The organism is Janthinobacterium kumbetense (assembly GCF_023703445.1).
GTDB lineage: Bacteria > Pseudomonadota > Gammaproteobacteria > Burkholderiales > Burkholderiaceae_D > Janthinobacterium > Janthinobacterium kumbetense.
In genome coordinates, this window is record NZ_JAMQGR010000001.1 from 1 (window position 1) to 24,902 (window position 24,902).

Annotated in this window: 22 protein-coding genes and 3 tRNA genes; 15 read left to right on the top strand and 10 right to left on the bottom strand. The window is 63.3% G+C overall.

Annotated features, from left to right (window positions below; translation table 11 throughout):
• Positions 1 to 145 precede the first annotated feature (145 nt).
• Positions 146 to 221, top strand: a tRNA-Gly gene (locus NCG91_RS00005).
• A 42-nt stretch (positions 222 to 263) separates the two neighbouring features.
• Positions 264 to 337 (top strand) — tRNA-Cys (locus NCG91_RS00010).
• Between the two features lie 30 nt (positions 338 to 367).
• Here the strand turns inward: NCG91_RS00010 and NCG91_RS00015 are convergent.
• Positions 368 to 628: a hypothetical protein gene (locus tag NCG91_RS00015; RefSeq protein ID WP_251348071.1), complete on the bottom strand. Its 261-nt coding sequence runs from the start codon at positions 626 to 628 to the stop codon at positions 368 to 370.
• Between NCG91_RS00015 and NCG91_RS00020 the strand changes: the two genes are divergently transcribed.
• Positions 618 to 2,105 (top strand): SulP family inorganic anion transporter, encoded by a 1,488-nt coding sequence (locus NCG91_RS00020; protein WP_251348072.1) that lies wholly within the window; start codon positions 618 to 620, stop codon positions 2,103 to 2,105. The two genes, NCG91_RS00015 and NCG91_RS00020, sit on opposite strands and share 11 nt — an antisense overlap.
• A gap of 33 nt (positions 2,106 to 2,138) precedes the next feature.
• Positions 2,139 to 2,591, top strand: a complete 453-nt coding sequence (locus tag NCG91_RS00025; protein WP_251348073.1) for a hypothetical protein — start codon at positions 2,139 to 2,141, stop codon at positions 2,589 to 2,591.
• A gap of 25 nt (positions 2,592 to 2,616) precedes the next feature.
• Here the strand turns inward: NCG91_RS00025 and NCG91_RS00030 are convergent, their stop codons facing one another.
• The gene (locus tag NCG91_RS00030) at positions 2,617 to 4,326 is read right to left on the bottom strand and encodes a methyl-accepting chemotaxis protein (RefSeq protein WP_251348074.1); all 1,710 of its coding nucleotides are present in this window, start codon (positions 4,324 to 4,326) and stop codon (positions 2,617 to 2,619) included.
• A 382-nt stretch (positions 4,327 to 4,708) separates the two neighbouring features.
• Between NCG91_RS00030 and NCG91_RS00035 the strand changes: the two genes are divergently transcribed.
• The 9 genes from NCG91_RS00035 (at position 4,709) to NCG91_RS00075 (ending at position 17,362) form a co-directional block, all read left to right on the top strand.
• Positions 4,709 to 6,868, top strand: coding sequence for a TonB-dependent receptor (locus NCG91_RS00035; RefSeq protein WP_251348075.1), 2,160 nt, complete (start codon positions 4,709 to 4,711; stop codon positions 6,866 to 6,868).
• Between the two features lie 295 nt (positions 6,869 to 7,163).
• Positions 7,164 to 10,235: a formate dehydrogenase-N subunit alpha gene (fdnG, locus tag NCG91_RS00040; RefSeq protein WP_251348076.1), complete on the top strand. Its 3,072-nt coding sequence runs from the start codon at positions 7,164 to 7,166 to the stop codon at positions 10,233 to 10,235.
• Between the two features lie 13 nt (positions 10,236 to 10,248).
• A complete protein-coding gene (gene fdxH, locus NCG91_RS00045) occupies positions 10,249 to 11,172 on the top strand; it encodes a formate dehydrogenase subunit beta (protein ID WP_034779207.1) in 924 nt (307 codons plus the stop codon).
• On the top strand, positions 11,159 to 11,830 hold the full coding sequence (locus tag NCG91_RS00050) for a formate dehydrogenase subunit gamma (protein WP_099667273.1): 672 nt from the start codon (positions 11,159 to 11,161) through the stop codon (positions 11,828 to 11,830). Before fdxH ends, NCG91_RS00050 begins: the two co-directional genes overlap by 14 nt.
• 124 nt (positions 11,831 to 11,954) lie before the next feature.
• Positions 11,955 to 13,022, top strand: coding sequence for a formate dehydrogenase accessory protein FdhE (gene fdhE / locus NCG91_RS00055; RefSeq protein WP_251348077.1), 1,068 nt, complete (start codon positions 11,955 to 11,957; stop codon positions 13,020 to 13,022).
• Positions 13,019 to 14,428, top strand: coding sequence for an L-seryl-tRNA(Sec) selenium transferase (gene selA, locus NCG91_RS00060; protein WP_251348078.1), 1,410 nt, complete (start codon positions 13,019 to 13,021; stop codon positions 14,426 to 14,428). Before fdhE ends, selA begins: the two co-directional genes overlap by 4 nt.
• Positions 14,425 to 16,380: a selenocysteine-specific translation elongation factor gene (gene selB / locus NCG91_RS00065; RefSeq protein ID WP_251348079.1), complete on the top strand. Its 1,956-nt coding sequence runs from the start codon at positions 14,425 to 14,427 to the stop codon at positions 16,378 to 16,380. Before selA ends, selB begins: the two co-directional genes overlap by 4 nt.
• A gap of 19 nt (positions 16,381 to 16,399) precedes the next feature.
• A tRNA-Sec gene (locus NCG91_RS00070) sits at positions 16,400 to 16,495 on the top strand.
• 153 nt (positions 16,496 to 16,648) lie between these two features.
• Positions 16,649 to 17,362 carry a substrate-binding periplasmic protein gene (locus NCG91_RS00075; RefSeq protein WP_251348080.1) on the top strand — a complete coding sequence of 238 codons (714 nt, stop codon included), beginning with the start codon at positions 16,649 to 16,651 and terminating at the stop codon, positions 17,360 to 17,362.
• An 8-nt stretch (positions 17,363 to 17,370) separates the two neighbouring features.
• Here the strand turns inward: NCG91_RS00075 and NCG91_RS00080 are convergent, their stop codons facing one another.
• From NCG91_RS00080 to fur, 7 genes are all read right to left on the bottom strand, one after another.
• Positions 17,371 to 18,111 (bottom strand): GGDEF domain-containing protein, encoded by a 741-nt coding sequence (locus NCG91_RS00080; RefSeq protein ID WP_251348081.1) that lies wholly within the window; start codon positions 18,109 to 18,111, stop codon positions 17,371 to 17,373.
• Positions 18,112 to 18,114: 3 nt separating this feature from the next.
• The gene (locus NCG91_RS00085; RefSeq protein WP_077406607.1) at positions 18,115 to 18,513 is read right to left on the bottom strand and encodes a DUF1987 domain-containing protein; all 399 of its coding nucleotides are present in this window, start codon (positions 18,511 to 18,513) and stop codon (positions 18,115 to 18,117) included.
• 22 nt (positions 18,514 to 18,535) lie between these two features.
• Complete coding sequence (locus NCG91_RS00090; RefSeq protein WP_071076508.1) at positions 18,536 to 19,093, bottom strand: SiaB family protein kinase; 558 nt, start codon at positions 19,091 to 19,093, stop codon at positions 18,536 to 18,538.
• Positions 19,094 to 19,157: 64 nt separating this feature from the next.
• A complete protein-coding gene (locus NCG91_RS00095; protein WP_218965312.1) occupies positions 19,158 to 20,375 on the bottom strand; it encodes a SpoIIE family protein phosphatase in 1,218 nt (405 codons plus the stop codon).
• 172 nt (positions 20,376 to 20,547) lie between these two features.
• On the bottom strand, positions 20,548 to 21,138 hold the full coding sequence (locus tag NCG91_RS00100) for an NAD(P)H-dependent oxidoreductase (RefSeq protein ID WP_251348082.1): 591 nt from the start codon (positions 21,136 to 21,138) through the stop codon (positions 20,548 to 20,550).
• Between the two features lie 59 nt (positions 21,139 to 21,197).
• Entirely contained in the window at positions 21,198 to 21,563 is a 366-nt protein-coding gene (locus NCG91_RS00105; RefSeq protein ID WP_099667280.1) for a MerR family transcriptional regulator, read from the bottom strand.
• Positions 21,564 to 21,632: 69 nt separating this feature from the next.
• A complete protein-coding gene (gene fur, locus NCG91_RS00110; RefSeq protein ID WP_099667281.1) occupies positions 21,633 to 22,070 on the bottom strand; it encodes a ferric iron uptake transcriptional regulator in 438 nt (145 codons plus the stop codon).
• Between the two features lie 236 nt (positions 22,071 to 22,306).
• Between fur and NCG91_RS00115 the strand changes: the two genes are divergently transcribed.
• Both NCG91_RS00115 and NCG91_RS00120 read left to right on the top strand, forming a co-directional pair.
• Positions 22,307 to 23,203: a LysR family transcriptional regulator gene (locus tag NCG91_RS00115; protein ID WP_099667282.1), complete on the top strand. Its 897-nt coding sequence runs from the start codon at positions 22,307 to 22,309 to the stop codon at positions 23,201 to 23,203.
• A gap of 146 nt (positions 23,204 to 23,349) precedes the next feature.
• Positions 23,350 to 23,967: an OmpW/AlkL family protein gene (locus tag NCG91_RS00120; RefSeq protein WP_099667283.1), complete on the top strand. Its 618-nt coding sequence runs from the start codon at positions 23,350 to 23,352 to the stop codon at positions 23,965 to 23,967.
• 81 nt (positions 23,968 to 24,048) lie between these two features.
• Here NCG91_RS00120 and NCG91_RS00125 read toward each other — a convergent pair whose 3' ends face one another.
• Positions 24,049 to 24,876 carry a MetQ/NlpA family ABC transporter substrate-binding protein gene (locus tag NCG91_RS00125; RefSeq protein WP_099667284.1) on the bottom strand — a complete coding sequence of 276 codons (828 nt, stop codon included), beginning with the start codon at positions 24,874 to 24,876 and terminating at the stop codon, positions 24,049 to 24,051.
• Positions 24,877 to 24,902: the final 26 nt, after the last annotated feature.

Sequence of the window (24,902 nt, forward strand, 5' to 3'; positions counted from 1 at the left end):
GTTGGTAGAGCGCAACCTTGCCAAGGTTGAGGTCGAGAGTTCGAGACTCTTCTCCCGCTCCAGAATTCTAAAGGGAAGCTAAGCTGGCTTCCTTTTTTTATCCGCCGCCATGCGCGGCGCGATTATGCGGTAACCAAGCTCCAATGCGGGAGTAGCTCAGTTGGTAGAGCGCAACCTTGCCAAGGTTGAGGTCGAGAGTTCGAGACTCTTCTCCCGCTCCAGTTTTCAAGGTGGGCCGCAAGGCGCATCCAAGCAGTTCCTCTGGCGAGGTAGCAAAGAGGTTATGCAGCGGCCTGCAAAGCCGTTTAGACGGGTTCGATTCCCGTCCTCGCCTCCAGATGAAAAAAATAGCCCACTTTCGAGTGGGCTATTTTTTTTGTCTGCGCTTTGGCCAGACTTTTGCCGGCGGCGCATCTTGTATAATGCCGGCAAGCTCAGCCGCGCCGCCTGGCGCCTTGATGAAACTCCCCCTTTCCGCCATACCGATGTAGTCACTGACGACTTTCCTGTTTCGTTCGACCTCAGCGCCGCGTTTCTGTGACGCCCGCTGGCATGGCCGCGCCTGATTATTCTCCATCCGGCCGGCATTTTCCTGTTCCGACTTTGGATACGCATCAATGATCAACACAACTTTTCGGGATGAGTGGTACTCGAACCTGCAAAAAAACGTTTTGGCGGGCTTGACCACGTCATTTGCCCTGGTGCCAGAATGCATCGCCTTTGCCCTGGTGGCGCAGCTCAATCCCCTGATGGGCCTGTATGGCGCCTTCATCATCTGCGCCATGACGGCCATCTTTGGCGGACGTCCGGGCATGATTTCGGGCGCCGCCGGCTCCATGGTCGTCGTCATCGTGGCGCTGGTGGCGCAACACGGCGTGCAATACCTGCTGGCTACCGTGGTGCTCGGCGGTATCTTGATGGCGTTATTCGGCATCTTGCGTCTGGGCAAGCTGATTCGCATGGTGCCCCATCCCGTGATGCTGGGTTTTGTGAATGGCCTGGCCATCGTCATCGCCATGTCCCAGCTGGAACACTTCCGCCAGGCCACGCCGCAGGGCGAAGCCTGGCTGCAAGGCACGCCCTTGCTCGTGATGGGTGGCCTGGTGCTGCTCACCATGGCCATCGTGTACGTGCTGCCGCGCCTGACAAAAGCCGTGCCGCCGGCGCTGGTGGCCATTCTGGGCGTGGGCGTGCTCAGCCATGTTTTGCACCTGCCCACGCGCACCCTGGGCGACCTCGCGCATATCGCCGGCGGCTTGCCGGCCCTGCATTGGCCTGCCGTGCCGCTGGACATGGCCACCTTGTACATCATTTTTCCGTATGCGGCGCTGATGGCCATGGTGGGCTTGCTGGAAACCTTGCTCACTTTTAATCTCACGGATGAGATAACAGAAACGCGGGGGCAGCCGAACCGCGAATGCATCGCCCTCGGCGCATCGAACGTCGTCTCGGGCCTGTTTGGCGGCATGGGCGGCTGCGCCATGATCGGGCAGACGATGATCAACCTGAGTTCCGGCGGCCGCTCGCGCCTGTCGGGCGTGACGGCCGGCGTGATGATCTTGCTGTTCATCCTGTTCCTGTCGCCGCTGATCGAGCGCATCCCGCTGGCGGCCCTCGTGGGCGTGATGTTCGTCGTGGCGCAGCAGACGTTTGCCTGGGGTTCCTTGCGCGTGCTGGGCAAGGTGCCGTTGCAGGATGCGCTGGTGATCGTCGCCGTGACGGTGATCACGGTATTCACGGACCTGGCGATGGCCGTGCTGTGCGGCATCGTCATCGCCGCCTTGAATTTTGCCTGGCAACATGCGCGCGACATGCGTGCCGACATCGATGACAGCACGCAAGGCATGCGCGTCTACTTGCCGCATGGCACCCTGTTTTTTGCTTCCACCACGCATTTCCAGGAACTGTTCCAGGCAGCGTCGGACCCGGCCCGCGTCATCCTCGACTGCCGCCACCTGCACATGGCCGACCACTCGGCCATCGCCGCCATCGAATCGCTGTATGAGCGCTATGACAGGGCAGGCAAGCATCTGCAGGTGACGCATCTGTCCGCCCGCAACGAGGCCTTGCTGCAGCGGGCCGGGGTGGATGTGGGCGTGGCGTAAAATATTGGATTGCTGAATGTCTGTGGAGTGTGAATGCTGTCGAACGAACAAGAACAATTATTGCAACAAAGCCAAACGGCTTTTGACGCCTACTATGACGCGCTGGGCGCTTCGCTGGTGAATTTCGTCGAGCGCCTGGGCATCCAGCCGGCGCACGAAGTGTTGACGAACGCGGCCGAATACCTGCCGTACATCGATGCGGCCATGCGCACCATCGTCATTCGCGACGAGAGCTGGCAGTGGGTAAAAACCATGCTCGGCTACTTTATCGGCGAATATTTCGTGCAAGGCCATGCGGGTTGCTGGTATGTGGAAACGCGGGCGGAGTCGCCGTATTTCTGCCGCATCATGGTGGGCGGCTTCGAGCATGGCATGCCCGTGGACGCCGCCATTGATCCGGAAGCGCTGGCGCTGGAATTTCTGGGGCAATCCGCGCCGCGCGAGCTGGCGGCACTGATCACCCAAGCGCAAGCCCGCGCGGCGTGATGCCGCACGGCTTGCAGAAGCGGATTTAAAACTCTTCCCACTCGCCTTCGGCCGGGCTTGTTGCCTTGCTGCTGGCGCGCGTCGCGGGCAGGCGCAGGGCGGGGGCCGTAGCCTTGCGAGCCGGTGCGGCTGCTGGCGCTGCCGGCGCGCTGCGTTGCGCCGCCTTGGTGCTGAAACGGTCGGTCGCGGCTGCATTGGCGTCCAGGCGGAAGACGCTGACCACCTGCGCCAGTTCGCTCGCCTGTTCCTGCATCGCTTCGGCCGCCGCCGAGGCTTCTTCCACCAGGGCTGCATTCTGCTGCGTTACCTGGTCCATTTCGGAAATGGCCTGGTTGACTTGCTCGATGCCCGCGCTCTGTTCTTCGCTGGCGTTGCTGATCTCGCTCATGATGGACGTGACGAAGCCGATGCTTTGCACGATTTCTTCCATCGTCTTGCCGGCCTTGTCGACCAGGTCCGTGCCCACGTCGACTTTTTGCACGGAGTCGTCGATCAAGCCCTTGATTTCTTTTGCCGCCGCTGCCGAGCGCTGCGCCAGGTTGCGCACTTCCGTGGCAACCACGGCAAAGCCGCGACCCTGTTCGCCGGCGCGCGCCGCTTCCACGGCCGCGTTCAAGGCCAGGATGTTGGTCTGGAAGGCGATGCCATCGATGACCGAGATAATATCGACGATTTTCTTCGACGAGGTATTGATCTCGCTCATGGTAGCGACCACTTCGGCCACCACGGCGCCGCCGCGGCTGGCGATGCCGGCCGCGTCGCCAGCCAGTTTATTCGCCTGGCGCGCATTGTCCGCGTTTTGCTTGACGGTCGAGGTCAGTTCTTCCATCGACGAGGCCGTTTCTTCCAGCGAACTGGCTTGCTGTTCCGTGCGCGACGACAGGTCCTGGTTGCCGGCGGCGATTTCCGCGGAGGCCGTGGCGATGGTGTCGGTGCCGCTGCGCACCTGGCCGACGATGCCGACGAGGCTATCGTTCATGGTTTTCAGGGCATGCATCAGCTGCCCTGTTTCATCGCGGCCCTGGGCTGTGATGACGCTGCTCAAGTCGCCCGCTGCCACGGTTTCCGCCACTTTCACGGCGGCGCGGATGGGGCCGGTGATCGAGCGCGTGATCCACCAGGCAAAGCCGATGCCCATCAGCACGGCCAGCACGCCCATGGTGATCAGGAAGATGCGGGTGCCGCTGTAAGCTTCGATGATGCTGGCGCCGACGCCGTCGGCCGCCTTGATCTGCATGCCGGCAAAGCGCTTCACTTCGGCCAGGTAAGCCACGGTGATGGGCGCGACTTCCTTGTCGAACACGATCTTGGCGCCCGCCACGTCGCCGTCGGCCTTCATCTTGAAGGCGCGTGCGCGCGTCGTCACGTAGTCGGTGCGCACCTTGCGCACCACCTTGAACTGCTCGATCACGGCCGGGTTGAGCAAGGATGCGATGATGTCGTCCTGCAGCTTGCTGGAACGCTCCGCATCGACCTTCAAGTCTTCCTCGATCTTGGCGCGCACGACCGGATCGGTGATCTCGAACGAGGCGACGCCGCGCACGCTGTTGAGTTCAATGATCTTCGACCATTCGGCCACCATGCGCTGGTTCTTGATGCTGGTATTGATGAGGCGGTAAGTCAGGTCGCTGGCCGTTTGCATGCGCACGAGGGCGGTGATGGTCAAGGCGGCAAGCAACAGCAATACGACAGCAAAGCCGACGCCAAGGCGGCTGCCGATGTTCAGGTTTTTCATGTAATTCCTAACAGTTTAATAGTCATGATCGCCGCCGCCAGCAGGGGCGGACAGGCGCCGCAAGGCGCAGGGGATCGGGGTCTTCGGGTGCCGCGTGATGGCTGTGCGGCGCGCCACGCTGAGCGTGGCGATGGAGGTAAAGCAAGGGGCATATCGGTCAGGCTGACCGCTGCCCAGCAAGCCGCAAGTATAGCATTGACGCAGGGAAATAGTTTCTGGCGGCAATTTTAATTATTTTTTGATATTGATTTCCTGTTGCTTTTTTACGTCAAGTACCTAGTTAATAAGTACTATCACTTACATTCATCCTTACTTTTCCCATCGCTGGCTGATAAAATACTAATGATAATCATTCGTATTAAAACTTCGACCAGGGAATTGTATGCAGCAACAGCGCAAGCCAGGATGTAAACCGATCACCATCGCCGTACTGGGCGCCTTGACCTTGGGCGCCACCCCACTGGCGGCCTGGGCACAGGAAAGCTTGCCCGCCGTCACCGTGACGGCGTCGAAGGACAAGGATGGCTACGTGGCCGCCACCTCCGCCAGCGGCACCAAGACGGAAATGGCCTTGCGCGACGTGCCGCAAACGATCAACGTGGTGCCGGCCGCCGTCATCCGCGACCAGAACGCCATGTCGATCCAGGACATCATGAAGAACATCCCCGGCGTGGGCTTGTCCACGGGCGACGGCCAGCGCGACCAGGTGTTCATCCGCGGCTTCACTGCCATCGGCGACCAGTTCGTCGACGGCTTCCGCGATGATGCGCTGTATTTCCGCGACCTGTCGAACGTGGAGCGCCTGGAAGTGATCAAGGGACCGGCCGCCGTGCTGTACGGCCGCGGCTCCTCGGGCGGCCTGGTGAACCGCATCACGAAGAAGCCGGGCGTGGATATCGCGGATGTGGCCCTGAGCTTGACGAACACAGCAGGGCGCCGCGGCGAAGTCGACGTGGGCCGTGTCGGCGAGACGGTGGACTGGCGTGTCACGGGCGCGCGCGAATTGTCGGACAGCTACCGCGACCAGCAATTCATCAACCGCACGGCGCTGGCGCCGTCCGTGGCTATCCGCCTCTCCAGCGCCACCAAGCTGCTGCTGCAGGGCGATTACCTGGAAGACCGCCGCCTGACGGACTTCGGCATCCCGTCCTACCACGGCCGTCCCGTCGCCGTCGATGCGGGCACGTATTACGGCGCCGCCAACGCCCGCGATGCTGACTTCAGCCAGTCGCGCGTGGTGTCCACGGCCGCTACCCTGACGCACAAATTCAGCGATAGCTTGTCGCTGCGCAATGCCTTCCGTTACTACGACTATCACCTGGACCGCAACAACACGAATATTTCCGGCAACGTCAACGAAGTCAAGGGCACGATGAGCCTGGCTCACGCCAAGCTCAACCGCGACGAGAGCGGCTGGTTCAACCAGACGGAACTGACGCAAAAACTGGTCACGGGCACCATGCGCCACGAAGTGCTGTACGGCGCCGAATTCGGCAAGCAAAACAAGGATGCCAACAGTTGGGCCGCCATCGCTGTAACGACACCTGCGAAGCCCGTGTCGATCTTCAATCCTGTTCTGCCCGTCGTCGATCGCAGCAAACTGGGCGCGCGCAGTGATACCTTCGGTACCTACGACACGGCCGCCGCTTACGTGCAGGACGCCATCAGCTTCAGCGACGAGTGGAAGGCGCTGGCCGGCTTGCGCTACGACCGCTACAAGCAGCAGTCGCGCCTGGCCAATGCGCTTGGTGTGACGACGGCGGATTTGTCGCGCACGGATTCGGCCTACAGTCCCCGCGCCGGCCTCGTCTGGCAACCGAGCGCCGTGCAATCGTACTACGCGTCGTGGAGCCGCTCGTTCCAGCCGAGCGGCGAGAACTTCGCCCTGGCCGCCAACAATGCCGACCTGGCGCCGGAAACCACGCGCAACACGGAAGTGGGCGCCAAGTATGACCTGTGGGGCGGCCGCGCCAACGCCACCGTGTCGCTGTTCCGCCTGGAGCGCGACAATATCAAGACCAGCGACCCGATCACGAACCGCATCGTGCCCGTCGGCACGCAGCGCACGGATGGCCTGGAACTGACCTTCAACGCGGACTTGCACGATGGCTGGAAAATGATGGCCGGCTACGCTTACCTGGACGCCACCATCACCGATTCCATCGCCAAGGACAAGAGCGTCAATGTGCCGGGCGGCACCGTCGCCAGAGAAGTGCCGGTCAAGGGCAAGCGCGCCACCTTGACTTCGCGCAATACGGCCAACCTGTGGCTGACGAAAGACCTGGGCCACGGCTTCACGGTGGGCGGCGGCGCGAACGCCGTCGGCAGCCGTTTCGCCAATCCGGGCAACACGGTGGTGCTGCCAGGCTATGTGACGGCCGACGCCATGGCCGCGTACCGCACGGGCCGCTATGAAGTGCAGCTGAACGTCAACAATATCGGCGACACGCGCTACATCGTGTCGGGCCACGGTTCCAGCCCGAACCTGAGCTTGCCGGGCGCGCCGCGTAATGTGGCGCTGACCTTGCGCTACAGCCTGTAATTTGGCCTGTTAGTTCGGCCGCGTCCCCAAAAACCCGCTCGCGAGCGGGTTTTTTTTCGTGGGTGGGTAGCGATGTGCAAGCGTGCCGGGCAGGCTGGCATTGTTTAGAGGGAACGTTCGGTATCGTCAAATTAATATTGACTAAAGGCAATTTTTTCCAGCGGACTAAGCCTTGTCGGAGTTTGAGGGGTAAAATACTGTCATACGGCACAGGCATGGTGCTTATATCTTGGTGATATGACACTACCACGACGCCGTATGACTTTTTATTTACTCACATCATAGAGGCCTGAATATGGTTCAGATGTCCAGGCGCCAGTTCCTTCGGGTAACTGGCGCGACCATTGCTGGTTCCAGCCTCGCCCTGCTCGGTTTCGCACCGGGCCAGGCGATGGCGGAAGTGCGGCAATACAAGCTGTCTCGCACCACCGAGACACGCAATACCTGTCCCTACTGTTCGGTAGGATGTGGCGTCCTGCTGTATGGACTGGGCGACGGCGCGAAAAACGCCGTCTCCAGCATCATCCACGTGGAAGGCGATGCCGATCACCCGGTGAACCGCGGCACCTTGTGCCCGAAAGGCGCCAGCCTGGTCGACTTCATCCACAGCCCGAACCGCCTGAAAGTGCCCGAGTACCGCGCACCGGGCGGCACGGAATGGCAACCGATCTCCTGGGATGTGGCGCTCGACAAGATCGCGCGCCTGATGAAGGATGACCGCGACGCCAACCTGATCGAAAAGAATGCCGACGGCAAGACCGTCAACCGCTGGCTCTCCACCGGCATGCTTGCCGCGTCCGCCGGCAGCAACGAGGTGGGGTATCTGACCCACAAGACAGTGCGCAGCATGGGGATGCTGACCTTTGATAATCAGGCGCGTGTATGACACGGACCGACGGTGGCAGGTCTTGCCCCGACGTTTGGCCGTGGCGCGATGACGAATCATTGGGTCGATATCAAGAATGCCGATGTGATTTTGGTCATGGGCGGCAATGCAGCAGAAGCACATCCTTGCGGATTCAAATGGGTAACGGAAGCGAAGGCGCATAACAAGGCCAAGCTGATCGTTGTCGATCCGCGTTTTACCCGTACCGCATCCGTGGCAGATTACTACTGCGCCACGCGTACCGGCACGGACATCGTCTTCCTCGGCGCGATCATCAATTATCTGCTGACGAACGACAAGATCCAGCATGAGTACGTGCGCAACTACACGGACATGCCCTTCATCGTGCGCGAAGACTATGCGTTCGAGGACGGCCTGTTTTCGGGTTTCGACAAAGAAAAAGGCAAGTACACCAACAAGGCCACCTGGGATTACGAGATCGGCGACGATGGCTATGCCAAGGTCGACCCGACCCTGGAACACCCGCGCTGCGTCTACCAGATGATGAAGAAGCACTACGCGCGCTACACGACCGAGATGGTCGAGCGTACGTGCGGCGTGTCGGCCGACAAGTTCCACAAGGTGGCGGAAGCCTTGGCTTCGACCGCTGTGCCGGGACGCGCCGGCACCATCCTGTACGCGCTGGGCTGGACGCACCACTCGACGGGCGCGCAAACCATCCGCACGGGCGCCATGGTGCAGTTGCTGCTGGGTAATATGGGTATCGCGGGCGGCGGCATGAACGCCTTGCGCGGCCACTCGAACATCCAGGGTCTGACCGATCTGGGCCTGATGTCGAACCTGTTGCCAGGCTACATGACCTTGCCGAACGAGTCCGAGCAGGATTTCGACGGCTATATCGCCGCGCGCGCCACCAAGCCGCTGCGGCCTAACCAGCTCAGCTACTGGAGCAATTACCGCAAATTCCACGTCAGCTTCATGAAGACGTGGTGGGGCGACTTTGCCACGGCGGAAAATAACTACGCCTTCGACTACCTGCCGAAACTCGACAAGCCGTATGACTTGATGCAAGCCATCGAGAACATGCACCAAGGCAAGATGACGGGCTATATCTGCCAGGGCTTCAATGTGCTGGCGTCCGCGCCGAACAAGCAGAAGGTCACGGAAGCGCTGTCGAAGCTGAAGTTCCTCGTCATCATGGATCCGCTGGCCGTGGAAACGGGCGAATTCTGGAAGGCGCACGGCCAATACCACGAAGTCGATCCCACCAAGATCATGACGGAAGTGTTCCGCCTGCCGACCAGCTGCTTCGCCGAAGAGCGCGGTTCGCTGGTGAGCTCCTCGCGCGTGCTGCAGTGGCACTGGCAGGCGGCCGAACCGCCGGGCCAGGCGCGCAGCGACCTGGAGATCATGTCGGGCCTGTTCTTGCGCATGCGCAACATGTACAAGAAAGAAGGCGGCAAGTTCCCCGACCCTATCGTCAACCTGACGTGGAATTATGCGCAGCCGCATAACCCGCAGCCGGAAGAAATTGCCCGCGAATTCAATGGCAAGGCGCTGGCCGACTTGTACGATCCGAAAGATCCGACCAAGCTGCTGGTGAAGAAGGGCGAGCAGCTGGCCTCGTTCGCGCAATTGCGCGACGATGGCACGACCACCAGCGGTTGCTGGATCTTCGCCGGCAGCTGGACGCAGGCGGGTAACCAGATGGGACGGCGCGACAATAGCGACCCGACCGGCATCGGCCAGACCCTGGGCTGGGCCTGGGCGTGGCCGGCGAACCGCCGCGTGCTGTACAACCGCGCTTCGTGCGACTTGAAGGGCAAGGCTTTCGACCCGACGCGCAAGTTGATCGAGTGGAATGGCACGAACTGGAGCGGGGCCGATATTCCCGACTTCAAGGTCGACGAACCGCCGGAAAACGGCATGGGTCCGTTCATCATGCTGGGCGAGGGCGTGGCACGCTTCTTTGCACGCGGCGCCATGGCCGAGGGGCCGTTCCCCGAGCATTACGAGCCGTTCGAAAATCCGCTGGGCTACAACCCCATGCATCCGAAAAACCCGCAAGCGACCAGCAATCCGGCCGCGCGCGTGTTCGCCGATGACCGGAAGATGTTCGGCACGCATGAGGAATACCCGCATGTGGCCACCAGCTACCGTCTGACCGAGCATTTCCATTACTGGACCAAGCATGCGCGCCTGAATGCCATCATCCAGCCGCAGCAATTCGTCGAAATCGGCGAAGAACTGGCCAAGAGCATCGGCGTCGTTGCCGGTGGGGAAGTGCGCGTCAGTTCCAAGCGGGGTCACATCATCGCCAAGGCCGTCGTCACCAAGCGCATCAAGGCTTTGATGATCGAGGGCAAGCCGGTGCATACCGTGGGCCTGCCACTGCACTGGGGCTTTACGGGCGTGGCCAAGCCGGGGTATCTGATCAATACCCTGACGCCGGGCGTGGGGGATGCGAATTCGCAAACGCCGGAATTCAAGTCCTTCCTCGTGAAGGTGGAAAAAGCATGATGGGAGCTCAATAATGGCACTGCAATCCTTAGATATCCGGCGCCTGTCGGCTACCACGGTAACGCCGCCGCAAGCGCGCAGCCCGGTGACGGGCACCGTGGCCAAGCTGATCGATGTGTCGAAATGCATCGGCTGCAAGGCTTGCCAGACGGCGTGCATGGAATGGAACGACTTGCGTGACGAAGTCGGCGAAAACCATGGCACCTATGACAATCCGACGGACCTGACGCCGCAATCGTGGACGGTGATGCGTTTTGCCGAACACGAAAACAACGACGGCAACCTCGAGTGGCTGATCCGCAAGGATGGCTGCATGCACTGCGAGGACCCGGGCTGCCTGAAAGCCTGTCCGGCGCCGGGCGCTATCGTGCAATACACGAACGGCATCGTGGATTTCCATCAGGAAAACTGCATCGGCTGCGGCTATTGCGTGGCCGGCTGTCCTTTCGACGTGCCCCGCATTTCGAAAAAGGACGACCGCGCCTACAAGTGCACGCTCTGCTCGGACCGGGTGGCCGTGGGCCAGGAACCGGCTTGCGTGAAAACGTGCCCGACGGGCGCCATCGTCTTCGGCACCAAGGAAGACATGAAGGTGCATGCGGAAGAGCGCATCGTCGACCTGAAGTCGCGCGGTTTCGAGAATGCGGGCCTGTACGACCCGCTGGGCGTGGGCGGCACGCACGTAATGTACGTGCTGCACCATGCCGACAAGCCGAAGCTGTATTCGAACTTGCCGGAACGTCCGCGCATCAGCCCGATGGTGGGCTTCTGGAAGGGCTGGTCCAAGCCGCTCGCGGTGGCCGGCATGGCCGCCACGGCGCTGGCTGGCTTCTTCCATTACACGCGTGTCGGTCCGAACGAAGTGAGCAAGGACGAAGAGCACGAGGCGCTGGAAGAGGCCAAACGCATCCGGGAGGAAGACCATGAGCCACAGTGATCTGCATGATGGCAAGCTGCGCGACAAGGATGGCAACCCGCTGATCCAGCGCTACGACCCGAACGAGCGCACGAATCACTGGGTGACCGCCATCACCTTCGTCATGCTGGCCCTGTCCGGCCTGGCCATGTTCCATCCCTCGATGGCGTGGCTGGCGAACCTGTTCGGCGGCGGGCAATGGACGCGCATCCTGCATCCGTTTGCCGGCCTGGTGATGTTCGTCTCGTTCGCGATCCTGGTGGTGCGCTTCTGGCACCACAACAAGTTCGAGGACGGCGACAAGCAGTGGCTGAAACAGATGGACGACGTGCTCAACAACCGCGAAGAAAAGCTTCCGAAGATCGGCAAATACAATGCCGGCCAGAAGATCCTGTTCTTCGTGCTGCTGGCCTGCATGGCGGGATTGTTGCTGTCGGGCATCGTGATCTGGCGCGCGTACTTCGCGTTCTACTTCCCGATTCCCGTCATCCGCGCGGCCGCCTTGCTGCACGCCGTGTGCGCGTTCGGCATCATCTGCGCCATCATCGTGCACATCTATGCGGCCCTGTGGGTCAAGGGCTCGATCGGCGCCATGGTGCGCGGCACCGTCACCTACGGCTGGGCGCGCAAGCACCACCCGAAGTGGTTCGAGGCGGTGATGCGCAACGGCAAAGACTGACCGTTTTTTGCTTAATCAGCCCAAGTGCAAGAGCAGGGGTCAGACCCGCCGGGTCTGACCCCTGTTTTCCTTTGCGGCTTGCGATGACTGTATCGATTAAAATACTTTTACATCCCCTTTTTTGATGGGAACTCCATTGGTACAACGCATTCTTCAGCCAGGCGAAATCGAAGGCCTGGACCACAACGCGATTCCGCGCCTGCTGCTGCCGCAGCCTGACAGCCTGTTCAAGGCGCGCGCCTCGCGCCTGCGCGAACTGGCGCAGGGAAACATCAAGGGCATCCCCGTCGACGCGGGCATGCAGGGTTATCTGGTGCTGATGGCCGCGCTGGCCGACGCGCAGGCCGCCGTGGTGGGAAAACTGGCGCCCGGCGCCGTGCCTGCCGCCGACCCGGACGCGCTGCGCCGCGCGATGCAGCACCGCATGCCGGTGCTGCCCGTCAACGGCGCCCGCCCGCCCGTCTGGCGCGACATCTTCGCCAGCCTGCTCGATGAACTGGCCGCCACGGCGGCAAGCCAGCCGGCCCTGTCCGGCGGCCTGACGCAGGTGCTGGCCCAGCTGCGCGCGCTCGATGCGCCGGCGCTGGACGCCTGCGCCGACGCCGTACTCGATGAAAACGGCGATAACCTGAACCCCATGCATGCGCCGTTCGTCGCGGCCGCACTGCAAATTTTATGGTCGGTGTCGGCCAGCGAACTGCGCGCCGCGCGCGTGCCGGACCTGGAAACGGGCACCCTGTGCCCCGTCTGCGGTTCGCACCCCGTCGCCAGCGTGATCCGCATCGGCGGCGGGTCGCAGGGCTACCGCTATCTGCACTGCGGCATTTGCGAAAGCGAATGGCATATGGTGCGCGTGAAGTGTTCGACCTGCGAACAGAATGGCAAGATCGCTTACCAGGGCCTGGACGCGGCTGACGCGGCGCCGTTCGACCCCGTGACGGCAAAGGACGACAAATTGCCGAACAAGGCGAATGATCCGAAGAAGGTGGCGCGCGCGGAAACCTGCGACGATTGCCATACCTACCGCAAGGTCTTCAACCAGGAACACGATTACAACGTCGAGCCCCTGGCCGACGACCTGGCCAGCCTGATGCTCGACCTGCTGGTGGGCGAAGCGGGCTACCAGCGCGCCAGCGGCAATCCGCTGCTGTGGCTGGGGAAGGGCGACAGCAGCGAGGGCCAGCCAGCATGACGACGGGGCAAACCGTGCGCCTGCCATCGGTAGACCGTATCCTGGGCGACGCGGCTTGCCTGGCCCTGATTGCGCATTACGGTCGCGCGCAAACCCTGGCCTGCGCGCGCGCCGTGCTGGCCGAACTGCGCACGGCCATGCTGGCGGGCGCAGTCTGCGAAGAGGGCGCATCGATCGCCGCCGTCGCCGTGCAGATGGCCGAACGGCTGCAGGCGCAATCGCGTTCGCAGCTGCGCGCCGTCTTCAACCTGACGGGCACCGTGCTGCACACGAATCTGGGCCGCGCGCTGCTGCCCGACACCGCCGTGCAAGCCGTGGTGGAAGCGTTGCAGTGGCCGATGAACCTGGAATTCGACCTGGACACGGGCAAGCGGGGCGACCGCGACGACCTGGTCGAGGAATTGCTGCGCGAACTGACGGGCGCCGAAGCGGCCACCATCGTCAACAACAATGCGGCCGCCGTGCTGCTGATGTTGAACACCCTGGCGCAGGGCAAGGAGGTGGTGGTGTCGCGCGGGGAGCTGGTGGAAATCGGCGGCGCCTTCCGCATCCCCGACGTGATGACGCGCGCGGGCGCCGTGCTGCGCGAAGTGGGCAGCACCAACCGCACCCACCTGGCCGATTACGCGAATGGCGTGAATGCGGATACGGCCCTCTTGATGAAGGTCCATTGCAGCAATTACGCCATTACCGGCTTCACGAAAAGCGTGGAACTCGACGAACTGGTGCCGCTGGCGGCACAACACGGCGTGCCGACGGCCGTGGACCTGGGCAGCGGCACCCTGGTTGACCTGGCACAATACGGTCTGCCGCATGAAACGACGGTGCGCGAAACCATAGCAGCGGGCGCCGACCTGGTGACCTTCAGCGGCGACAAACTGCTGGGCGGGCCGCAATGCGGCGTCATTGTCGGGCGCGCCGACCTGATCGCGAAGATCAAGCGCAACCCCCTGAAACGCGCGCTGCGGGTCGGCAAGCTGACCCTGGCCGCTCTGGAGCCCGTGCTGCGGCTGTACCGCGCGCCGGACTTGCTGGCCGAACGGCTGACCACCTTGCGCTTGCTGACGCGTCCCGCCGCCGCCATGCGCGCGCAGGCGGAGATACTGCAGCCGCTGCTGCAAGGGGCGCTGGGCGCCGCGTACGCAGTCACGGCCGAAGCGATGACCAGCCAGATCGGCAGCGGCGCCTTGCCCGTCGACCAGCTGCCCAGCTTTGGCCTGGCGATCCGCAGCGCGCCAGGCTCGCGTCTGAGCAATCCCCTGGGCGCGCTGGAGCAGCGGCTGCGCGCCTTGCCGTGCCCCGTGATCGGGCGCATCGGGCAAGACACCCTGTGGCTCGATTTGCGCTGCCTGGAAGCGGCGCACGAGACGGCCTTCGTCGCGCAGCTCGCCGAGTTGTCCGCATGATCGTCGGCACCGCGGGCCATATCGACCATGGCAAGACGACGCTCACGCGCGCGCTGACGGGCGTGCACACGGACCGCCTGAAGGAAGAGCAGGCGCGCGGCATCTCGATTGAACTCGGCTACGCCTACCTGCCGCTGGCGGACGGCACGGTGCTGGGCGTGATCGACGTGCCGGGCCACGAAAAATTCATCCGCACCATGGCTTCCGGCGTGACGGGCATCGATTTCGCCTTGCTCGTGGTGGCCGCCGACGATGGCGTCATGCCGCAGACGCACGAGCACCTGGCCATCTTGCAGCTGCTGGGCGTGACGCGCGGCGCCGTGGCGCTGACGAAGGTCGACCGCGCCGACAGCGCCCGCGTGGCGCAGGTGGAAGCGGACATCGAGGCACTGCTGGCCGGCACGCCGCTGGCGGGCAGCCCGATTTTCCCCACCGCCGCCAATCGCGACGGCGATGCCGGCGTGGCCGCCTTGCTGGCGCACCTGACGCAGGTGGCACGCAGCTTGCCGCAACGCGACGAGCGGCGCTTGTTCCGCCTCGGCGTGGACCGCGTGTTCACCTTGTCGGGGCAGGGCACCATCGTCACCGGCACGGCGCTGGCGGGATGCGCGCGCGTGGGCGACATGCTGCAGCTGGCGCCCGGCGGCGCGCAAGCGCGGGTGCGCAGCATCCATGCGCAGAACCGCGCCGCCGAGACGGGCACGGCGGGCCAGCGCCTGGCGCTGAACCTGGCCGGCATCGACCGCGAGCGCATCGAGCGGGGCAACTGGATCGTCGCGCCCGAGCTGGCGCAGTGTTCCGAACGCCTCGACGTGGAACTGACCCTGCTGCCCGACGCGGGCGTGCAGCTGAAAGCCTGGTCGCCGCTGCACGTGCACCTGGGCGCGGCGCACCAGCTGGCGCGCGCCGTCATGCTCGATGGCGAGACCCTGTCGCCGGGGCAGACGGGCAGAGTACAGCTGGTGTTCGATGCGCCCATGCACGGCGTGCCGGGCGACCGCTTCGTCGTGCGCAATGCGCAAGCGACCCAGACGGTGGGCGGCGGCATGGTGCTCGATCCGTTCGGCCCCGCGCGCAAGCGGCGCAGCCCGGCCCGGCTGGCCTGGCTCGATGCGCTGGCCGCGTTCGTCGCGCACGGCGACTATGCGGCCCTGCTGGCGCAAAGTCCGCTGGGGCTGCGTGTATCGCTGCTGGTGCGCCTGTCCCTGCTGCCGGCGGGAGCCCTCGCGCTGCCGCCCGACACGCGGCGCATCGCCCTGCGCGCCGGCGACGCCCTGCTGCTGGCGCCGGATGCGTTGCTGGCGCTGGAAACGCGCGTGCTGGCAGCCCTGGACGTCTTCCACGCGCGCGCACCCGACGAGGCGGGACCGGAACTGTGGCGCCTGAAACGCATCGTCGACGCCGAGATGGAAGACGCCTTGTGGAGCCACCTGGTCGAAGGCTTGCTGGCGCGCGGCGAGATCCTGGCGCGCGGCGCCAGTCTGCATTTGCCGACGCACAGCGTGGAACTGACGCCGCAGGAGCAGGCCATGGCCGAACCCTTGCTGGCCGCCCTGGAGCAGGGGCGTGCCGATCCGCCGTGGACGCGCGACCTGGCGCGCGGCTTCGGCCTGGCCGAGGATGAAACGCGCCGGCTGTTGCGCAAACTGGCCAAGGCAGGGCAGATCAGCCAGGTCGTGCACGACCTGTTTTATCATCAGGCGGCGCTGGCCGAGCTGGCGCAACTGGTGCGGCAACTGGCGCACAAGGCGGAAGAGGATGCAGGCTTGCCAGCGGGCAATGGCGCCGTGGGCGCGGCCACGTTCCGCGACGCCAGCGGCCTGGGCCGCAAGCGGGCGATCCAGGTCTTGGAATTCTTTGACCGCGTCGGTTATACTCGCCGTGTTGGCAATGGGCATCTATTGCGCCCGCAAGCGCTGTGGTCCTACACCGCGGCCTTGCCCAACAGCTAAGTACTAGCTCAGGCACCGCGGAAAGCACACTCATCCGGTGATGTGGCCGGGCTTCAAACCCGGTGGAGGGCGTCAGACGTTCTCCCGTAGGTTCGACTCCTACTGTTTTCCGCCAGTTATTCTTCTTTCCCCCTGCACGGTGATCGTCCCGGCGTTGGCCTGTTGTCACGTTGCGGTAAATAAGTGGTGTTATTGATAATATGCAACGATGCCAGGGTGAGCCGATGGTAACATCGGCTTGTATCCCCTGTGGCAGATGAAAGCAAGCATGAAACAAGCAAGCATGGCGTGGCTGCTGGCAGTGGCGCTGCTGATGCCGGCGCTGGCCGCGGCGGTGGACGTGCGCATCGTCGGCGAGCATTTGCCGCCGTCGAGCATGATGGAAGGCAATGTCGTCGTCGGACGTGAAACGCTCAAGGTGCGCGACATCATGGCGCGCGCCGGTCTTTCCTACAGCATCGAACTGCTGCCGTGGAAGCGCGCGTATGCGCAGGCGCTGCGCGAAGCCGACACCTGCATCTTTTCCACCAGCCGCACGCAGGAGCGCGAAGCGCAATTTCGCTGGATCGGGCCCCTGAACGAAGCGGAATGGATACTCTACGGCCTGGCCGAACGGCATTTGGCGCTGCGCACGCTCGATGATGCGCGCGGCCTGGTGATCGGCACGGTGCTGGGCGACGCGCGCGACGATTTCCTGCGCCAGCGCGGCCTGAACGTGGCGCCCGTGACGCAGGAGTGGCTCAATCCGCAAAAGCTGCTGCTCGGACGCATCGACCTGTGGGCCGTCGGCATGGCGGTGGGAAGCAAGCCGTTTGCCGGCAAGGAGTGGGAGGGCAAGGTGGTGCCGCTGCTGACCTTCAACCGCGTGCAGACTTACCTCGCCTGCAACAGGCAGTTGCCCGAGGCGCAGGCCTTGGCCATGCAGCGGGCGGCGGCGGCCATGCGCCGCGACGGCAGCATGGCGCGCGAACATATCCGCTAAGGGCCGCTTCAGCTTTCCAGCCACTGGCGCACGCAATTGCGTCCTTCGCGCTTGGCCTGGTACAGGGCCTGGTCCGCGTGGCTGTAGGCCGTTTCAAATGCCGTGCCGGCGCGGTTCCAGCTCAGGCCCACGCTGACGGTGATGGCGCGCGTGATGGGCGCCGCATGGCGCTGGCGGCCGACGCTCTCGCAGATGCGCTGCGCCACCTGCGCCGCGTCGTCGCGCGAGGAAGTGGGCCAGACCACGGAAAACTCTTCGCCGCCGACCCGGCCGATGGCCGTTTCCTGTCCCAGCAGTGCCTTCAGGCAGTCCACCACGGCCTGGATCACGCCGTCGCCGGCCGGGTGGCCGAAATCGTCGTTGACCTGCTTGAACAAGTCGATGTCGAGCACGATCAGCGCCATGTCGCCCTGCGCCAGGCAGCGCGAGGCGTGGTCGATCACGGCGCCGCGGTTCAGGGCGCCCGTCAGTGGGTCGTGCGTGGCGCGGTATTCGAGCTGGCCGGCCAGGGTTTGCAATTGGCGGTTCAGCAGATGCATGTCGCGCTCGGCGCGGTCGCTGCGGCCAATCAGGCGCCGCGTCTCGCGCATCAGCCGTTCGTAGTGATTGATCAGTTCACCGAGCACGCGCCGCTGCGCCTCGCCGCTGGCGTGAGTATCGGCGTGCATGCGGCGCGCGGCAGCCAGCGCCGCCGCTTCCACGGTGAACAGGTCGGGCTCCAGGTCGGACTCGGAGATGGCGGCGCGCATGCCCTAGCTGCCCTGCACGGGATGGTCGTGGAAGTCCAGCGCCGTAAAGTCCTGCTGCAGCTCCTGGCCGAATTCCAGGATGGTGTCGTCGTCCTCGTCGTGATACCAGTTCAGGCGCACCTGGTTGCCATCGACGGCCGCCTGGTTCAGGGTGTCGAACAGGGTAAACAGCATCTTCGTGCTGGAGCTGTTGAAATAGGCCAGCGAGACGTTGACGGTGATGGCGCTTTCGCGGCAGCCTTCCAGGTAGGCGCGCACGGCGGCGATCAGCGGGCCATAGAAGGCGGCTGCGTTTTCCGGATACGACTCGCCCTTGATCGACAGGGTGTGCTGCTCGAAACGGAAGTCGATTTCGGGCGAACTCGGGGTCGCGGCGATGAACAGTGGTGACGGTAATTGCATATGCTTTCCTGAGTCGGCTCTTTCAAATGATGGCTTTGATGCAGAAGATGGTGTGGCCCGGCTCCTGGGGATCCTGGACGAATTCGAATTCCAGCGGTTCGCTGGCGTCGCGCGCCATGGTCAGAAAACCCAGGCCCGCGCCCTTGCTGTCGGCCGGCGCTTCCTCGCGCAGGGCCTTCTTGTAGGCCAGGCGGATTTCTTCCATCGTCATGGTGTGCAGCGGCTCCAGCCGGGCGCGGATCTGCGCCACGTTGTCCGTCGAGACGGGGTTGGCGCACAGGAGGAAAAAGCTGTCGCCGCGCGTGCCGATGCAGAACGAGCCGCGCCGCATCTGCTGGTCCAGCTGCGCATCGGGCGTCAGGCTGTCGGCGGAATAGTGCATGATGTTTTGCGACATCTCGATGAACGAGGAAAAGATGCGCCGCCGCGTGGGCCCGGCCGCGCCGGCCGTGTCCAGGCGCGCCTTGATGGTTTCGGAAATGGCGCTGACCACGTGCTGCGAGAAATAGCCCACGTAAAAAAAGATGATGTTGCGCTTGCGCGCCACATCCCAAAACTCGTTGAATTCTTCGTACAGCACGTCCGTGCTCCTGGCTAGCCGGTGACCCGGTTTCTTGTTGATAAGGTGGCTCGATGGCGCCCAACTACAGGCGAAAACAGAAAAAGGTCAGGTCGTCGCGGCGCGGCTGCTTGCCTTGCCATGCCGCGCTGTCCTGCAGCAGCGCCGCCGCCACGTCGCCGGCGGGCGCATCGCGCTGCGCCAGCAGCTGTTCGCGCATGCGCCGCTTGCCGTAGGCGATGTCGCGCGCGCCGCCGATCTGGTCGAGCAGGCCGTCGGTGGTGAGGAACAGCAGGCTGCCGGCGGGAATGTCCAGCATCTCGTTGTGCCAGCAGTAGCCGGCCGGCGTGTCGACATAGCCCACGCCCATGCGCGCGCCATCGATGGCGCGCACGGCCTCTTCGCCCGGCGCGACCACGTGCAGCGCCAGTTTCGCCCCCGCGAAACGCAGGCTGGCGCTGGCCGTGTCGTAGCACAGGAAGGCGCAATCCATGCCGTCGTTCGAGCCGGCGTGGCCCGTGGCTTCGCCGCTGCTGGCGCCGTCCTGGCCCAGCAGGGTCTTGATGGCGCGGCTGACGGCGCCGATCAGGGCGGCCGGATCGTGCGGCCCCAGCTCGCGCAAGGCCTGGCTCAGGGCCGACGAGGCGATCAGGGTCATGAAGGCGCCCGGCACGCCGTGCCCGGTGCAGTCGGCGATGGCGGCAAACCAGCCGCCCGCGTGGCGCTCGAAGAAGTAAAAATCGCCGCCGACCACGTCGCGCGGCTGCCATTCCAGGTGCGCGTCGGGCAGGGTGGCGCGCAATTCCGCATCGGAGGTGCGCAGCAGGGCGCGCTGGATCACGCTGGCGTAATCGATGCTGTGCATGATTTGCCGGTTCTTTTCCGCCTGCATGGTGGCGACCACGTTCATCAGCTGCAAGCCGAAGCCCACGCCGGCCAGCGCACCATCCTCTGTGATGATGAAGCCGTCGGCCAGCGCCTTCTCACCCGCTTCCACGGCGCGGAAGGTGAGGTCTTCGATGCTCATGGCGCCATCGACGATCAGCGGCTCCTTGTCCATGAAGGCGATGCAGCTCTTCTTGCCGTACACCTCGTGATAAAAGGGCTTGGACATCTGCGACATGAAGATGTTGCGGCTGATCAAACCGATGGGCTTCTGCTGCTCCGTGACGGGCAAGCTCATCATGTCGCGCCGTTCCGTGAACAATTCCAGCACGGCGAAATTGCTGGCGTCGGCCTGCACGGATTCCGTGGGAATGCACAGATCAAACGCCACGGACGTGCGATAACGGGGAAGATGCAATCGAGAAGCGTTGAACTCCACAGCGGCTACCTTTACATGACGAGCGGACCCTTGTTGTCGCGACGGCAAGGCGACTGACAAACAGGCAATATCATCATGGTAGCCTTGGAATATGACGGCTTGATTACCAGCTTGTCAAAACCGTATGCAAGATGGCTGCATGGCAAGCAACTTACAGGCGCCGGGCCAGCGCCTGTGCCTGGGCCAGCCAGCGCGCGCGCTGCGGCTCGGTGGAATCGAGGAGGGGGCCGAAGCTGGCCACCCTGACGGGCTTGATGCCGCAAAATTCCAGCGTCGTCTTGCGCAACTGGTGGATGCCGGGCATGCGGTAGACCCAGCGGAAATACCAGGGCGGCGTGTCCATCGTCACCAGCAGCTGGGCCGTGCGGCCCTTCAGCAATTGCGCCGGGAAAGCCTTGCCGGGGCGGTACTTGAAAGCGTAGCCGGGCAGGAAGACGCGGTCGACGAAGCCTTTCAGCAGGGCTGGCGCGCCGCCCCACCAGATCGGGTAGGCGAACACCAGGTGTTCGGCCCAGCTGATGGCTTCCTGCGCGGCCAGCAAGTCCGCTTCCAGCGGCTGCACCTGGCGGTAGCCTTCGTGCAGGATGGGATCGAAGTCCAGCTGGCCCAGGCGCAGTTCGCGCGCGGTGTGGCCCGCGCTGCGGGCCGTGGCGGCATAGGCCTCGGCCAGGGCGGCGCAAAAGCTGTCGCCCGACGGGTGGCCGAGGAGTATCAAAATGCGCTTGGGTGTCGTCTTGGTCATGGTGCAGGCTGTCCGTTAAAGAAGAGCTTGCATGCTAAAGCCTGCCCCTGGGGGCAGAGTCAAGCGGCCGCTTGAAGGTATTGGTGCGCCAGGCAGTCGTGGATTTCCGTGTCGATGTCGGCCAGTTGCGCATCGAGCTGGCGCAGGCGGGCGATATCCTGCTGTATCTGCGTGCGCTTGGCGGCGATGTGCTGCGACAGGGCGGCCCAGTCCGTATCGTCGCCGGCCAGGATGGGCAGCAGTTCGGCCAGGCGGAAGCCCAGCGCCTGTGCCTGGCGTATGAGTTTGACTTGCGCCAGGTCTTGCTGCGTGTAGACGCGGTAGGCGCCGGCGCGGCGCACGTCGCCCAGCAAGCCCAGCGCTTCATAGTGGCGCAAGGCCTTGGGCGAGGTGCCCGCCAGGCGGGCGATTTCTCCGATGTACATGGGTGATCCTTTCTCAAGCTTGAGCGAATCTTACCGCAAGGCAGCGGCGCCCAAACGGCCCAGGCATCCTCAGGCCCGGCGCGGCGGCACTTTCTTCGCCGTGCACTCGGCGCAGGTGCCGTACAGCGACAGCGCGTGCTCGTGCAGCACGAAGCCCCGCTCGGCGGCGATCTCGTTCTGGCGCAGTTCGATGCCTTCGTCGACGAATTCATCGACCTTGCCGCAACCCGTGCAGACCAGGTGGTCGTGGTGCTGCCCTTCGTTCAGTTCGAAGACGGCGTGGCCCGATTCGAAATGCCGGCGAAACAGGATGCCCGCTTCGGCAAACTGCATCAGCACGCGGTAGATGGTGGCCAGGCCCACGTCGATCTTTTCAGCCAGCAAGAGTTTGTAGACATCGTCCGCACTCAGGTGCTTGATCGTGCCTTCTTGAAACAGCTGCAGAATCCGCAAGCGGGGGATGGTCACTTTCAAGCCCGATTCACGCAGTTCCCTCAATATATCCATGTCTCCCATTCCTTTTTGTAGTCGCCCGAGCGAGGTATTGCATTATATCGCAAATGATAATCATTACCATTCTCATGTGTGTGCTGTAAATAGTATGCCGCGCGGGCGGCAATCCAGTGACATCGGCGCAAGTGGTGCTTGCGTGGCAGGCAACTGATGCCAGCAGTATTGGTTGCTGCTGAAAAGTGGCGGTCGAATCGCTATACTGTGCAGCAGGAAATAACAATGGAGGAAGCATGGACCGATTTGATGCGATGCGCATCTTTACGCGCATCGTCGAACTGCGCAGTTTTACGCAGGCGGCGCATGACCTCGGCTATCCGAAGGCCACCGTCACGCATGCGATCAAGCAACTGGAAGCGCGGCTGCGCGTGCGCCTGCTGCAGCGGACCACGCGGCAAGTGACGCCCACGCCCGATGGCGACGCGTATTACCAGCGTTGCGTGCGCCTGCTGGCGGACCTGGAAGAAACGGAAGCCGTGTTCAGTTCGGCGGCGCAGCAACCGGCCGGCAAGCTGCGCATCGACTTGCACGCGACCCTGGCCATGCACTTCGTCATGCCCGTGCTGGACCGGTTCTGCGCCCGCTATCCGCTGATCGAACTGGAAATCGGCATGGGCGACCGCCTCGTCGACCTGGTGCGCGAAGGCGTCGATTGCGTGCTGCGCGTGGGCGAACTGGGCGACTCGTCGATGGTGGCGCGCCGCGTGGCGCTGCTGGAACAGGTGACCTGCGCCAGCCCCGCCTACCTGGCCGCGCACGGCACGCCGGAGCATCTGGCGCAGCTGGATGGCCACCGCGCCGTCAATTTCTTTTCCGCCCAGACGGGCAAGGTCTGGCCCTTCGATTTCAAGGTGGAAGGCCAGCGCCGCAGCGTGGCCTTGCCGGGCACCGTGTCCGTCAACAATGCGGACGCGTATCACGCCTGCTGCCGCGCGGGCATGGGCTTGATTCAGGCACCCCGCTATCACCTGGAGCGGGCGCTGGCGGCTGGCGAACTGGTGGAAGTGCTGCGGGACTGGCGGCCCGACCCGCTGCCCGTGTCCGTGCTGTATCCCCACCACCGGCAATTGTCGCCGCGCGTGCGCGTCTTTGCCGACTGGGTCGCCAGCCTGTTTGCCGACGTGCATTGATGCGCTGCAATACGGCAATTTTTGACTTGGGCAAAGGAAAAAATCCCTCTGGTGATGCCATCTAGCACTATTTGATGTGGATCAAAGTTTTTGTTGCACTGCACTCTTAGACTTCGCAGCGTTACTTAACGACAGAGGAAAACATAATGAAAACGTCCGCAACTGCAGCAGCAATCGTCCTGGCCGCCATTGGTGCATTCGCCGGCAACGCCATGGCACAGGAAAGCCCATGGCTGGTCCGTGCGCGCGCCGTGCATATCGATCCTGCCAACAAATCCACGCCGGTCTTGGGCAATGGCGCATCGGACACGATCCACGTCAGCAGCAAGACGATTCCTGAAATCGATATTTCGTATTTCTTCACGCCGAACATCGCTGCCGAGCTGATCCTGACGTATCCGCAAAAGCATGACGTCACCCTGGGTGGCCAAAATATCGGCACGTTCAAGCATTTGCCTCCGACCTTGTCGCTGCAATACCACTTCATGCCTGAAAAACAGTTCAGCCCATACGTGGGTGCAGGCGTGAACTATACGAATATTTCGAGCGTGAAACTGCTGAATGGCGCTGGCCGTCTCGAGCATGACAGCTGGGGCTTCGCGCTGCAAGCTGGCGTCGACTACAAGCTGGACAAAAACTGGTCGCTGAACTTCGACATCAAGAAAGTGCAGATCCGCAGCGACGTCTTCGTCGGTGCCGCCAAGGCCAGCGAAGTCAAGATCGACCCTGTCCTGATCGGCGTAGGCGTGGGCTACCGCTTCTAAGCATGGCATGACAGCGCCCGCGCGGCGCGGACAATAAAAAAGGACGGCCTTGGCCGTCCTTTTTGCATGGCATGCAGCGGTTTATTTTTTCAGCGTCTTTTCCAGCGCCAGCTGGTAATCCGTCTTTTCGTAGCCGGCCAAATACTTGTTCGTCGCGTCGAGGAAGGCGCGCGAGCGGTAGGCCGCTTCCAGGTCCTTGACCCATGGCTTGGCCTTGTCGGCCGTGCGGATGGCCACCAGGTTGATGTAGCTGTCCGAAATCTTTTCCACGCTCAGGGCAGAGGTCAGCTTCATACCGGCGGCCAGGGCGAAGTTGCCGTTGACGAAAGCGTAGTCGGCGTCGGCCAGCGAACGTGGCAGCTGTGCCGCTTCCAGGGGCACCAGTTTCAGCTTCTTCGGGTTTTCCAGCACGTCGCGTTCGGACGCGCGCAGCGGGTCGACGTTCGGTTTCAGCTTGATCCAGCCCATCTTGGCCAGCATCACCAGCGCACGCGCCTGGTTGGTCGGGTCGTTCGGCATGGTGATGGTGGCGCCATTCTTGACTTCCGCCAGCGTTTTCTGCTTGCCGCCGTACAGGCCGATCGGCATGGTCGGCACGGTGATCAATGAGCTCAGTGGCAGCTTGTTATCGGTGGCGAACTTGGTCAGGTAGACGATGTGCTGGAACACGTTGGCGTCCAGCGAGCCTTCGGCCAGCGCGTAGTTCGGCTGCACGTAGTCGTTGAATTCCACGATCTTGACCTTGTAACCCTGTTTTTCCAGGATAGGCTTGATGCCCAGCTTCAGCTGGTCCGAATACGGGCCGGAGCTGGTGCCGATGACGAGTTCTTTCGGGTCCTTGGCGTGGGCGGCGGTGGCGAAGGCCAGGCTGGCAGCGGCCAGGAGCAGGTTGCGGCGAATGTGGTTCATGCTTTTCCTTGTACTGAAATACTGAA